We start from the raw sequence: 13,146 nt of genomic DNA, 5'->3' as shown, positions 1-13,146 counted from the left end.
CCATGAACAGTTATATTCCAACACCCGTAATTTTTGCTAAACGTTTGATGGATATCGTGGTTGCAATCACAGGGCTCATTATTTGCCTGCTTCTATACCCTTTTATCGCATTGGCCACCTATACTAGCTCTCCCGGCCCCATTCTGTTTAAGCAGCTACGTATTGGACATGCTAATGGCGAAAAAACAGAGCTCTTCTGGATGTATAAGTTCCGAACCATGCGCTTAGATGCAGAAGCAATTTCCGGTGCCACTTGGGCGACCGAAGATGACCCAAGAGTTACGCCAGTAGGACGCTTTTTACGGAAAACCCGCTTGGATGAGCTGCCACAGTTTTTTAATGTCCTAAAAGGCGATATGTCTTTGATTGGCCCACGTCCAGAACGTCCTGGCTTCTATCAAAAGCTAGAGCAAGCTATTCCTTTCTTTGCAGAACGAACTTGGGGGATCAAACCGGGCATTACAGGCCTCGCTCAGGTTAATCAAGGCTACGACCGCACCATCGATGATGTTCGCTCGAAAGTTGCTTTTGATCATGCCTACGCACTCAGTCTTGGAAGTTTAGTTGGCTGGCTCCGTTCGGATTTGAGCATCATGTTTAAAACCCTCATCGTAATGGTTTGTGGACGGGGGCAATAAGCATGGACACAGGATAAGCGCTCAGAGTTAACCCAAACTTTTAGCTCTGAGCTCACCCAATTCCACCAATATAGCGATCGAAATAGGTTTTACAATTTGATTCTCAAAATGAGAATAGTGAACTACATTCTCATCACAACAGATCTAACAAAAACTTAAATCCTTAAAAATCATAATGTTACCTCTCTGGCATAGGGATTGCTCCTTCTTAGTTATAACTGACATAAGGAGAATCGTTATGCCAACTTTAGAAGCTGTACAAAATGAACTACATCTAGAGATTGAAGGATCATTAGATGCCCTTGCCGTAGAAATTCTTCGACCAAAATTCGATGAATTAATTCAGGATCAATCTGACGTAGTACTTAACTTAGGAAAAATTGAGTTTATTGATTCTTCCGGTATTGGTGCCATTGTCTTCTTATTCAAACGCTTACGTTCAAAAGAACGAACATTGAGCCTTTGTGGTGTTCATGGCCAGCCTCTAGAGCTGCTACAACACCTGCGTATTGATCAATCGATCACTGTTCAGCATTGAGGCCGGAACAATGAAATTGATCTCACTATTACTGTTACACACAACGCTGCTGACCTCTTCCGGCTGCTTCTACTTAGTGCCGGAAGGCGAAGGCGGAGTGGCTGAGCGTTTCCCAATTAAAAACGAAGTCCCCACTCTGCAATCTAGGCTTAAAAAGTGCGAAGCGGTCATTAGTGAACACAATTTAGATGGCAAACAAAACCAATATCCAGCGATCTATCAAGAGATTCAATTGCTGGTCACCCGTAGCAGAAGGCTGTATGAAGCAAATTACCTTATGCAAGCACAGCTACCTTTAGAGCAAGCAGAAAAGTTACTACAAATTTTAGAGAACCAAGCTGCTTCCTTAAGAGTGAAAAGCCATTGCACCCAACAGCAAACTCAGGAGGCATGCATATGATCCCTCTAATCAGAATACTCATCTTATTGCTATTTTTCAGTGGGAACCTATGGGCTGAAACACTTCGTCCAGGCGACATGATTCAGATAAAACTGCCTGGTGAAAGCGCATTTGAACAGAGCTTTCAGTTGGATCAACAGGGACAGCTGGTTTTGCCTGAGATCGGTGCGATCAACCTCGAAGGAAGAAGCTTAAGCGAAGCTAGCGCTCTACTTAAAAATCGCCTCGGTAGCGTTTATAAGGATCTATCAAAATTTGATATTTCCCTGCAAGAACGCCGCCTTTCAGTCACTGTATTAGGTTACGTAAAAACGCCTGGAGCAGTGGATCTACCGATCCATTCCAACGTCCAGATGGCAATTAACAAAGCCGGTGGTCTTGCACAAGGAGCACAACTTAACAAATTGCAGATCCGCAGAAACAATAAGCTGATCGAATTTGATTATAAACGTTATTTAGACAGTGGAGATCCTAGCTCTCTGCCCGATCTTAATCCTATGGATGTGATCTTTGTGCCAGCATCTCCACTGATCGGTAATGTTCAGGTAGATTTCGATGCCCGTACTCTAACGGCTTCTGGCGATGCCGGTAAAAATGGTGAATCCGTAAAAGTGTTTGGTGAGGTCCATCGTCCAGGTACCTTTGCCTATAAAGACAAAGCCTCAGTAATGGATCTGATCATGCGTGCAGGTGGTGTAACACGCTATGCCGGTATTGAGCAGATTCGTGTTATCCACAATGGCCAGCCTTTCCCATTCAACATGCGTGAGTATCTTGATACAGGTAACCCTGCTCTTATGCCTGAAATTCATCAGGGTGATGTAATTTTTATCCCACAAGCAACTGAACAAGTTCAGAGCGGCTCTCGTACGGTTTATGTCATGGGTGAAGTATTTAAACCGGGTGCAATGGAGATGGGCGAAGAAAGCGGTTTCTACGACCTATTAGCTACGGCAGGTGGTCCAACACGCTTTGCTGAAACTCGTCAGATTCGAATTATCCGTGCCGATGGTCAAGTCGTTCCTTTTGACTTACAGGGTTATGTCGATGGCCAGCGCCGCGGTCACTTACCTGAAATTCTACCTGGCGATGCGATTCTAGTGCCCGAAAAAACCGATATGAACGAAAAAAGCTGGTTAAAGGTACATCCAAATAGAGCCGTAAAAATTATCGGTGCGGTCAGAAGACCAGGTCGCTATGAGTGGGCATCAGAGATGACCATGATGGATCTGATTGCCCATGCCGGTGGCCCTATTGCCAGTGCCGATACAGCTCACCTACAGATTCTGAAAAATCGTGGTAACGGCGTCACTGAATCGGTGAGCTTTGATCTAAAACACTTCCTCGATAAAGGCGGTGATATCCGTCAAATCCCACGTATTCACGCTGGCGATACCGTGGTGATCCCAGAACTGCCAAAAGATCCAAATGACAACCGTTCACAATGGGTAAGACAGTCTAGTGAGCGCTCCATTTATATCTTTGGTGAAGTCGGTGCTCCAGGACGCTACGCATTTAACAACGAACTTAACTTTCTTGATATCTTATCTGCTGCACAAGGTCCTACTGGTTTGGCTGATCTATCCAGTGTGCGTATTACTCACCGTAAACAGGGCAAAACTGAAGTAAGCCATCTTAATCTTCACAACTATTTTCAGACGGGTGATGAAACTCTACTGCCTACAGTGAAAAACGAAGATGTGATCTTCATCCCGAAACGTGACCGCGCATGGTTAGAAAAGCCAAAAGAAACCGTAGTAAGAGTACTAGGTGCGGTTGCGCGCCCAGGTCGCTATAGCTTTGATGACAATATGACCGTCTTGGATCTGTTAGCCGAAGCCGGTGGTCCACTAAACAGCGCTCTGCAGGATCGAATCATGGTGATTAACCGCATCGATGGTGAAGCACATTCGCGTCTATTTGACCTAGTCGATTTCGCTAAGACAGGTGATTATCGCGACCTTCCAGTTATACGCTCAGGCGACACATTATATGTACCAGGTCGAGAACAAAGTACTTGGTATCGATTTGTCAGCACCTTACAAGAATCAGTCACTGTTATATCGTTTGCCACACTAGTAGGTCTGTAAAGGAGAAAAGGGATGTTAGCTTTGCATAGACATAGTGCAATAGAAACCGTATACGCGAGAGTTCTGCGTCAGAATCTACAGCAATTTACCATCTGTAGTACCCAATCTGACGCAGGCAATACCTCCCTAGCCTTAGCCGTAGCCACAAGGGCAGCAAAGGCAGGTAAACGGGTTTTGTTGATAGAGCTCAATCCTAGTAGCCCACAACTAGTTACTTGGCTGTCACTTAAAAATACTGAGTGGTTACCTTTAACCGGTCACTGGGAGCATGCTGCACAAGAAACTGACGTACCTGGCTTGATGGTTTTAAACTGCCCGGTGCAATCGAGCCACTGTGTCGAATTTAGGGATCTAGAAACATTGAAACTGTTTTTTAACAGCTGCCTAAATCTGTTCGATATGGTTATCTGCGACAGTGCTCCGGTTCTAACTGAAAAATCACAACTTCAAAACGACAACCATCTGCCAGTGGATATTATCTGTTCAGCAAGCAAAGCAACTCTACTAAATATTGTGACCGGGCGAACCACTGAATCACAAGTAGATGAAGCAAGAGAAACGTTAAAAAATAGTGGAGCTATTCTGGCAGGGGTCATTATGAATGACCGTTTCGCCCCGTCTCTGCAACAAGAATTAATCCGTGAAACCTATCGGTTTGAAAAAAGATTTCCCAAACTTATGCGTTACTTCCGAGAACGCTTTAGTCATATGACTTTATTGAATCAGGAGCTCTAACTATCCACCCGTTCCAGCAAGATCAATGTTAGATCATCATCAGGAGCAGACAGGTTCAAACGTGCTTGCAACAGATGATCAGCCGCTGCTGCTAAAGGTAATTGACGACTACGTTCAATAGCTGCTTTTAACTCTTTTGGCATCTCAACCGCCGCGTCGTTAAAACCATCTGAATAGAGCAAAACCCTATCGCTGACCTCTAGAGAAAAGCACGCTTGTTGATAACCCTCAATCCCCATACCCAGCATCGGCGACTTAGCCTCTATAGGTATCATCTCAGTACTACTAAACAAGATAGGACAAGGATGCCCCGCATTGATGATGGCTACCTCGCCCTCGGGTGATAAGGTCATTGCCACCATAGTAGCCAAGGTTTCTTTGAGCACAGGATCTTCACCAAAACCTAAAGCTAATTGATTAAACAAGGCGGGTAATTCTATACCCATCGAAGAGTAAGCAGAGCAAAGCCCTCTTAAATAGCCAGCAAGGGCGTAAGAGAACCCTTTCGCTGAAAGGCCATGCCCCATTAAATCGGCAAATAGAAATAGAGAACAATCCTTTTGTGGATAAAACTGTACTAAGTCCCCGCCTCCCGCTTCTGGATTGACGGTTCTTAGCTCGATCTCATAACCCGGGATCTTCTTGGGAAGACTTGGTCGTAATCCTAGCGTGACCTTTTGATCTACCTCTTGATGTATCTGCGCACTAAGATGCTCTCGCCTGCAGACGACTCTTTGAATCGTATTCAGTAATTGCTCCCTACTAACGGGCTTGGTAAGCAAATCATCAATCGGACGCCTTAGGGCTTTGTTGAGCAGTTCCGGTTCGATACAACCAGTCACATAGATAAATGCGGTATCAGCAACATCAGGAATATGTGAAATTTTATCGAATAACGCTGGACCATCTGCTTGTGGCATGTGGATATCACACACCACCAAATCCGGCTTATATTTGAGAACATATTGAAACGCCTCTGCTACTGATGCTGCGCTCAGCACTTTATATTGCGGTAGTAAATATTGCTCAATGACTAAGCGATAGGCTGGATCATCATCCACGACTAGCACGGTGAGAGCTGATTTAGCCTGCGGCCTTGCCTGGCGTAACACCATGACATTACAGGCATCGTCCCGATAACAGGCTGGGACATAGTGCATATCATCAAAATAATGGGCTAATAGCTTTAACCCCATACCGCTCTCAGCAGCGATTAGATCCTCCGGATCATCAAGCATTTGACTAAACTGACTAAAGCTCGGGCCGTTATCACGTAGTTCTAGCCAGTAATCAAGTTGATCACGCATTAATGTCAGAACAACTTCAGTCGGCTTTGGATCGGGATAGCGCGATAGATTAACGATTAACTCTGCAGTCGCTAACAAGAATGCATCTCTGTTTTTACACTCAAATTGCTCCAGCAGCGTACCGAGTTCTTCACGTACTCTACGCGCTTCTTCCAACTGAGGTTGCAAATGCCATTCACCTAATAATTCTGTCATTTCCCTGCCCAAACCGATATCGGATAAAATTCAATCACTTGGTGCTTGTAACAGCCTACCCTGTAGCATAGGCTAAAGGTAGGTTTTTGGTTGGAGAGGACGTCCTATGCCCGTACCTGAAGTTAATCGTATTCTGCTCGTTGAAGATGATGTTTCCATGGCGGCGGTTTACCGCAGCTACCTCACTGGTTTGCCATACCAGATTCACCATGAAGAAACAGGTGCAGGAGCATTAGCAGCCTTAGATAATGAGAGCTTCGACGGTATTCTCCTCGATCTCAGTTTACCCGATATGAACGGGATAGAAATTCTCGAAAAAATAAATCAAGAAGAGATTACCACCGAAGTCATTGTCACCACAGGCGATTGCTCGATGAATACCGCTATCGAAGCGATGCGACTGGGTGCGCGGGATTATCTGGTCAAGCCGTTCAGCAAAGACCGTTTAGTCACCACACTAAACAACACCTTCGAAAGCCAAAAACTCAAACGTATTGTCGAAACCTATAGAGAAGAGATCGATCGTCACAACTTCTGTGGCTTTATTGGTTCTTCTCTGTCGATGCAGCGGGTCTATCAAGTCATCGATAGCGCGGCGAGCTCAAAAGCTACCATTTTTATCACTGGCGAAAGTGGTACAGGTAAGGAGGTCTGCGCAGAAGCAATCCACCAGCGGAGTGAACGCCAAAAATCCCCTTTTATTGCTCTAAACTGTGGCGCTATCCCAAAAGACCTTATTGAAAGCGAAATCTTCGGTCATAAAAAAGGCGCATTTACAGGAGCCGTTAGTGATCGAGATGGTGCTGCCAGCGCCGCAAATGGCGGTACTCTGTTCCTTGATGAAATCTGCGAAATGGAGCTTGCTCTTCAATCCAAGCTACTGCGTTTTTTACAGACAGGCACCCTACAAAAAGTCGGCAGTGATAAAACCGAAAAGGTTGATGTTCGCATTGTCTGCGCAAGTAACAAAGACCCTCTTGCTGAGGTTCAAGCAGGTAACTTCCGCGAAGATCTGTATTACCGTTTACACGTTCTGCCGATTCACCTTCCGCCTCTACGAGAACGAGAGAATGACGTTATTGAGATAGCACAAAGTTTCTTAACTCAGTATGCCGAAGAGGAAGGTAAAGGCTTTAAGCGCTTTGAACCTGAGACCGAGCTTATTTTAAGCAACTACGATTGGCCGGGTAATGTGCGTCAGTTGCAAAACGTTGTCCGAAATATTGTGGTACTACACAACGGTGATGAAGTTACTCAAGCTATGTTACCTGCTCCATTGGATAGCTGTATCAAGCCAGTGCAATCGGCAGCAGTACATAGCATGGCTGCTGCTACCCCAGAACCTATGGCTGCGGCATCCGCATTTGTAGCTTCAGATATATCAAGCCCAGTTCAGGATCAGCTTTCAGAGTTAATCAGACCGATGGCCGATGTCGAACGAGAAGCGATTGAACGAGCAATTGATCTTTGTGGGGGTAATATTCCAACGGCAGCCCATTATCTGAAAATCAGCGCTGCTACCATCTATCGGAAACGTAATAGTTGGAAAGAAAACGCTTAAGCTTTTCTTTCCAACATAAACTGATCTAAACAATCTAAGCTTTGCTGAGCGAGAGCTAAAAAATCGAGCAACGATGCTCTTGCGCATCCACCCTCTCGACACACCTTCTCAAGACTTCTGGCTTGCTTAGATAGGGTCATCAAGCCGTACAGTGCTGAGCTACTACCGATCGTATGGAGGTTGCGTTCGAGTAATGCATCATCGATATCTGGGTTGGACAGCTCTTCTAGCCTTTTATCAACATCCTCTTTGAACACATTGACCAGTTGGGGTAGAACTTCTTCAGAGGTATCACGTGCTAACTGATTCACATAGTCAGGTTCAAGCAGCTCTGTGCCATCATCTGTAACCACTGAGTCGATACTCTGTTTACTTGAATCAACTTTGTAACTAGCCAATAAAGGTGAAATGACCTGAACCAGCACTTTTTTATCTAATGGCTTTTCCAGATAACCTGACATCTGATATTGATTTATCTTTTCTCTGTCTTCAGGCATGACGTACGCAGTAAAAGCGATGATCGGTGTACAGTCCCAATCATCTCGCAAACGCATTTTTTTTGTTGTCTCATAGCCATCCATATCGGGCATGGATATATCCATTAAGATCAATTGGAACCGACCGGGCTGGTAGGCTTCAATCGCCTCAGCACCACTGGATACACAAACCGTTTTAAGTCCTAAGGCTACCAACATGTGTTCAACAACAATCCGATTAGTCGCACTATCATCGACCACTAAAACAGAAGCATTAAATCTAACATCACCGGTGACTGCTGCGCTGTTAGCTGGAACTGCTGATTCAACAACAGCTAGAGAGAAGCTAAATGTGCTACCTTTACTCGGTTCACTGCTAAATTGCAGTTCGCCACCCAGTAAATTCACCAGCTTTTGGCTAATTGAAAGGCCTAAACCTGTACCCTCATATGGACGATTTTGCGTATTGCTGATGGTGGTGAATTCAGAAAAAATCTGTCCTTGTTCATCCCAAGGAATACCTATGCCGGTATCAACCACTTTAAAGCCCAAACGGTAGTCAGATTGTAAATTTACTTGGAGGCTGACCTCACCATAATCCGTAAATTTAATCGCATTGCTGAGCAGGTTTAACAGTATCTGGCGCAATCGTTGTTCATCTATTTCAATCCAATCAGGTACTGACGGATCAATCTGAAAATTGAGTACAATAGATTTCTCTTCCACCCGCGGCATCAGTAACTGCTCAAGCTGACTTAGTAGCAAGCGCAAGTTACAAGGCGCTGGAACTATTTCTAGTTTATCTGCTTCTATTTTCGAGAAATCGAGAATATCCGAGATAATAGTGAGTAAGCCTTGCCCCGACGCTAAAGCGCTTTCTACAAACTTAGATTGGGAGCCATCAAGTTGCGTATCTTGTAGTAGTTGAAGTAGCCCTAAAACACCGTTTAAAGGCGTGCGAATCTCATGACTCATCATTGCCAAGAAACGTCCTCTAGCGCTATTTGCACGGTTCGCTTCGGATACCGCTTTTTCAAGAGAAAATTGGGTTTGCTTTAACTCGCTGATATTTAGATGGGAAACGATAATTGCACCGTTATCCGCTTGCGTCTCATGGATCTCAATCCATACATTTGGCTGAAGCTCGTATTGCTTAATGATCGGAAGTGATGCGTGTAACGCTAGCTGTTGTTCTATCCACTGTTCAGGGTTGTTCTGAGCTTCGCAAAACAGCCCTTTTTCTACACAGTTTCGAAAAAATGACTCATAGGTGACACTGCCGGAAAGATCGACACCATATTCGCTGTATAGATTTCTAAATTGACGATTAAATCTAAGTAACTTGTCTCCAGCTCCAAACAGCGCAAAACCATCTTGCGCCATTTCTAACGCCCCGATGAGCAGTTCATTCTCACTTTCTGCACTAACTCGACGGCTAATATCTCTGATCATTCCCAAAAATTTTGAATGCCCTTCAATCTCCATTTCCGTGACACTCAATTCTATCGGGAACACCTCACCATTTTTTCGTACACCAACAAGTCTTCTCTGATTCCCTAAAAGCTCTTTTAAACCATCCCCTGTATTGTTAACTAAGTAATAGTCATATTGACTTCGATAAGGCTCAGGCAATAAAAGAGAGAAATCCCTACATCTCAGATCATTTTTGGAATAACCAAAAATCCTTTCAATAGCTTTATTTGCTGATGCAATTTTTCCCAGATCATCAATGGTAACAATACCATCGATAACCGTGTCTAAAATAACCTGTAGCTGGGTAGCAGTAGCTTTGGGAGATAGGTCAGTCGCAGTTGCCAAGACATTATGTTGGACTGAAGGTGACTCAGCTTTCAAATTTGTTTGCGAAAGCGATATATGTAGGTGCTCTACAAGCTCTTGGTTACTCCAAGGCTTCGCTAAGAATTTATGAACAACACCACTATGAACAGCTTTAAGAACCGTATCAAAATCAGAATGCCCACTCAGTATAATCCGCTTAGTGTCAGGCCATTTAGCTTCCACCTTAGTTAGCATCTCAGTACCTGATAATCCCGGCATTCGATAATCAGATAAAATAACCTCTGCTCTGTTTTCACTAAGCCATTGTAGAGCGCCCTCCCCAGATGAAGCCGTTGCGAAAGTGATATCTGCTCGGCGCATCAAACGCTGTAAAGAAGCCAAGATATGGGGTTCATCATCTACCAACAGTACCTGAACATCCATACATCACCCTTTACTTGGCCATTACTTTTGAGAAACGTATATTTCTAACGCTTCTTCTAAGTTAAATTCCATTTCTCGAATTCGTTCGATGGCGACTTCATCGAGATCCTGATCTGCGCTGAGTAGTAAAATCCCTTCCTGACTAATCAGATCACGGCTTAGCTTCATGCCCTCTCGTAATTGTTCACTGGATACCTGTTTATCATTTAGAACATCACCAGTTTTAGACAACCCCTCTATGACCTCTGACAGAACCTCAACCACATCTTGGTTATAACGTTCAACGGCTGTGGTCTGCATATAACGAATCGCTTCCGATGTACTGTACTGACGCTCATCATATAAGCCAGAAACCATCTCAACATAATCGTTCACTACACAAAGAATTTGCGCACGGATCGAAATTTGATCGCCTTTTAAACCTTTAGGGTAACCACTACCATCAAGATACTCTTTATGCTGAAGAATGATCTGTCCTGCAGGGTATAGAGGCTTCACTAACAACAACGCCGCTTGCGCTAATAGAGGGTATTGTTGAAAAGTTCGCTGTTGCTCTGTTTCCATCGTTAGGTAAGGATTTTTTAAAAGCTCATCAGAAAAACTCAGTTTACCGATCTGACGTAATTGCCAAGCATAATAAAGCTGCTTGAGTTCTTGCCCCTCTAAACCAAATTTTTTCGCAACAGCCACCAGTACCTGATTAAGCTTACGGTTTTCTTTTGTGGCTTTAATACCTAATCGGCGAGCCGTTTGGGTAGAGAACATACGAACAACCGAACGATAGCTATCTTTAATTCGGTCATTTGCCATTTTAAGTTGACGAGTACGCTCTTGGACTTTGCTGTCTAAGGATCGGTTAAGTGCTTCTAACTGTTCATTCTTTTCTTGGGTTTCCTGCTGAAGTCGTTCATTTTCTTGCTGCAAACTCGCTAATCGAAAACCCTTTTCCACCATTTTTATGACATCGCTGTCTTCCCAAGGCTTCAGCAAAAACCGACTCACTTTACCACGATTAATAGCGTCAATAGCGGCTTGTGCTTCGGCATAACCGGAAATAACAATCCGCTCTATATCAGGAAATTCTTTTGCCGCTTTCTCGAGAAACTCTTCACCGCCCATTTCGGGCATACGCATATCACTGACTAAGATATCGACCGTATTTTCACGCAATATTTCCAATGCTTCATTTGGAGAAACGGTAGTAAGGACTTTGCACTTTAAAGGTCTTAATAAGCGTTTAAGGGAATTAAGAACGGCCTGCTCATCATCAACTAGTAAAATTGTATTATTCGGATAGCTCATAACCTATTTTTACTCCTTTACTAGGTCGTGCGATTCAGTATGCTTCGGCAGGGAAGGTGCCTTAGTTAGTATGGGTAGTGCCAAGGTAAAACAGGTCCCTTTACCTGGCTCGCTGTCCACCAAAATATCACCGTTATGTTCTTCAACAATAATTCCATAAGAGATCGATAAGCCAAGTCCAGTTCCTTCACCCACCTTCTTGGTAGTAAAGAAAGGGTCAAACAATTTATCTATCTGTTCCTTCGCGATTCCATGCCCCGAGTCTTTAACTTTGATCTCAATTCGATCTTGATTAACCTTGGAGCTCACAGCAATCGTACCGGTATCTGTAATTGCCTGTCCTGCATTGACCAATAAATTCAACAGTACTTGCTTAATTTTACCTGGTAAACAATACGTTAACGGAATATCAGCTAAATCAGTTGCTAGTTTGCAGTGGTATTTCAATTCATTATTCACAACCTTTAAGGTTGCTTCAATACAGTCATTCAGATTACAAAGTTCGTACTTTTCAACTGGATCAACATGGGAAAATACTTTTAACCCCTGGACAATATCTTTAACCCGGGCGGACCCTTCTTTGGTATCTTTGAGCAGTTCATCCAGATCTTCATTCATAAATTCAAAATCAAGCTCTTCCTGAAATTCCTTAAGTTGAGCAATAAGACTATCTCGCTTTTCACCCTCGGGGGTCTCTATGATCTCTTGATGTGCAGCAAGTAATTGACGATAGTTATTTGCGTAGAGCTCTAAAGTGCCAATATTACTAATAACAAACCCCATGGGGTTGTTTATCTCGTGAGCAACGCCTGCCGCCAGCACGCCAATAGAGGCCATTTTCTCTGACTGTAGCAATTTAGCTTGCGCTTCTTTTATCTCTTTATTGGCCTGTTCCAACTGTTCGTTCTTAACCACTAACTCCTTAGTACGCGCCTTAACCCTTTCCTCAAGGGAGCGATTGAGTTCTGTCAGTTGTACTTCAAACTCATCTCTACGTGCACTCGCTTCATGCAGATTACTCGCCATCGCATTAAAAGCGATGGCTACATCAGCCACTTCATCTCGGCCTTTAACCGGTACCTTAACTTCGAAATCACCAACTGAAATAAGCTCAGCAGCTTGGGTCAGCACCTTAAGCTGGCGCGTCAGATAAGTTCCTAATATCAAAGAAAACAGAGCCACCAGTCCCATTTCGATAGCAGCAATCAAAGCACTGCGCTGCTCGGCCTCTTCAATCGTTTTATTTAGACTGTTGATATCTAGCCCTAACTCCACTCGGCCGTAAACTTGCCCCCCTTCAGAGATCTCGGCGTAAGTATCAAAAATACCGTCTTTAACAGTCGAAACGGATTGATCCGAGGAAAAGGGCTTCGACAACACATCTGCACTGCCTTTTTCAGCAAACACTATATTTTCTGGCCCGAGAACTCTTGCGTAAACGAGATCAGGGTTAATCATTACCTCAGAAACAAAGGCTTCCAACGAGGCTAAGTCGTAACTTAGCACTGCGTCTTTAGTCGTCGTCGCAAACAAAGTCGCTGTTGTATGAGCACGCTTACTTAAACCTTCATAGTTTGTGGTACGAAGATAATCTAAGGTCATGCTAATCAGCAGCAACAGCAATAATGCTTCTATGGTGGCGATACCCAGTATCGTTTTGAGTCGAAGAGACACGGCTAAT

At 44.0% G+C, this 13,146-nt stretch carries 10 protein-coding genes; 6 read left to right on the top strand and 4 right to left on the bottom strand.

The genetic code is table 11. The features are described from left to right. Positions 1–2 precede the first annotated feature (2 nt). The 5 genes from ACMXYR_RS04145 (at position 3) to ACMXYR_RS04125 (ending at position 4,401) form a co-directional block, all read left to right on the top strand. On the top strand, positions 3–638 hold the full coding sequence (locus ACMXYR_RS04145) for a sugar transferase (RefSeq protein WP_415903027.1): 636 nt from the start codon (positions 3–5) through the stop codon (positions 636–638). Between the two features lie 238 nt (positions 639–876). Next, the gene (locus tag ACMXYR_RS04140) at positions 877–1,176 is read left to right on the top strand and encodes an STAS domain-containing protein (protein WP_415887277.1); all 300 of its coding nucleotides are present in this window, start codon (positions 877–879) and stop codon (positions 1,174–1,176) included. A gap of 10 nt (positions 1,177–1,186) precedes the next feature. Next, positions 1,187–1,576: a hypothetical protein gene (locus ACMXYR_RS04135; RefSeq protein WP_415887276.1), complete on the top strand. Its 390-nt coding sequence runs from the start codon at positions 1,187–1,189 to the stop codon at positions 1,574–1,576. Continuing rightward, on the top strand, positions 1,573–3,666 hold the full coding sequence (locus ACMXYR_RS04130; protein ID WP_415903026.1) for an SLBB domain-containing protein: 2,094 nt from the start codon (positions 1,573–1,575) through the stop codon (positions 3,664–3,666). The genes ACMXYR_RS04135 and ACMXYR_RS04130 overlap by 4 nt, the downstream gene beginning before the upstream one ends. Positions 3,667–3,678: 12 nt before the next feature. After that, complete coding sequence (locus ACMXYR_RS04125) at positions 3,679–4,401, top strand: hypothetical protein (protein WP_415903025.1); 723 nt, start codon at positions 3,679–3,681, stop codon at positions 4,399–4,401. Here the strand turns inward: ACMXYR_RS04125 and ACMXYR_RS04120 are convergent. After that, complete coding sequence (locus tag ACMXYR_RS04120) at positions 4,398–5,903, bottom strand: SpoIIE family protein phosphatase (RefSeq protein ID WP_415903024.1); 1,506 nt, start codon at positions 5,901–5,903, stop codon at positions 4,398–4,400. The genes ACMXYR_RS04125 and ACMXYR_RS04120 overlap by 4 nt on opposite strands. Before the next feature lie 106 nt (positions 5,904–6,009). On the opposite strand from ACMXYR_RS04120, the gene ACMXYR_RS04115 reads away from it, so the two are divergent. After that, positions 6,010–7,464: a sigma-54-dependent transcriptional regulator gene (locus ACMXYR_RS04115; RefSeq protein ID WP_415903023.1), complete on the top strand. Its 1,455-nt coding sequence runs from the start codon at positions 6,010–6,012 to the stop codon at positions 7,462–7,464. Here ACMXYR_RS04115 and ACMXYR_RS04110 read toward each other — a convergent pair. Genes ACMXYR_RS04110 through ACMXYR_RS04100 form a run of 3 tightly spaced genes read right to left on the bottom strand, consistent with a single transcriptional unit; the run spans position 7,461 to position 13,139 of the window. After that, entirely contained in the window at positions 7,461–10,163 is a 2,703-nt protein-coding gene (locus tag ACMXYR_RS04110) for a response regulator (RefSeq protein ID WP_415903022.1), read from the bottom strand. The genes ACMXYR_RS04115 and ACMXYR_RS04110 overlap by 4 nt on opposite strands. 21 nt (positions 10,164–10,184) lie before the next feature. Then, positions 10,185–11,465 carry an HD domain-containing phosphohydrolase gene (locus ACMXYR_RS04105; protein WP_415883768.1) on the bottom strand — a complete coding sequence of 427 codons (1,281 nt, stop codon included), beginning with the start codon at positions 11,463–11,465 and terminating at the stop codon, positions 10,185–10,187. A 9-nt stretch (positions 11,466–11,474) separates the two neighbouring features. After that, complete coding sequence (locus ACMXYR_RS04100) at positions 11,475–13,139, bottom strand: sensor histidine kinase (RefSeq protein WP_415903021.1); 1,665 nt, start codon at positions 13,137–13,139, stop codon at positions 11,475–11,477. Positions 13,140–13,146 lie beyond the last annotated feature (7 nt).

The organism is Neptuniibacter sp. QD29_5, from assembly GCF_047778125.1.
Taxonomy (GTDB): Bacteria; Pseudomonadota; Gammaproteobacteria; order Pseudomonadales; family Balneatricaceae; genus Neptuniibacter.
This window is presented reverse-complemented; position numbering and strand designations above follow the sequence as displayed.

Coding starts and splice junctions, on each gene's coding strand:
- ACMXYR_RS04145 (WP_415903027.1), top strand. CDS start 3: ATGAACAGTTATATTCCAACACCCGTAATTTTTGCTAAACGTTTGATG.
- ACMXYR_RS04140 (WP_415887277.1), top strand. CDS start 877: ATGCCAACTTTAGAAGCTGTACAAAATGAACTACATCTAGAGATTGAA.
- ACMXYR_RS04135 (WP_415887276.1), top strand. CDS start 1,187: ATGAAATTGATCTCACTATTACTGTTACACACAACGCTGCTGACCTCT.
- ACMXYR_RS04130 (WP_415903026.1), top strand. CDS start 1,573: ATGATCCCTCTAATCAGAATACTCATCTTATTGCTATTTTTCAGTGGG.
- ACMXYR_RS04125 (WP_415903025.1), top strand. CDS start 3,679: ATGTTAGCTTTGCATAGACATAGTGCAATAGAAACCGTATACGCGAGA.
- ACMXYR_RS04120 (WP_415903024.1), bottom strand. CDS start 5,903: ATGACAGAATTATTAGGTGAATGGCATTTGCAACCTCAGTTGGAAGAA.
- ACMXYR_RS04115 (WP_415903023.1), top strand. CDS start 6,010: ATGCCCGTACCTGAAGTTAATCGTATTCTGCTCGTTGAAGATGATGTT.
- ACMXYR_RS04110 (WP_415903022.1), bottom strand. CDS start 10,163: ATGGATGTTCAGGTACTGTTGGTAGATGATGAACCCCATATCTTGGCT.
- ACMXYR_RS04105 (WP_415883768.1), bottom strand. CDS start 11,465: ATGAGCTATCCGAATAATACAATTTTACTAGTTGATGATGAGCAGGCC.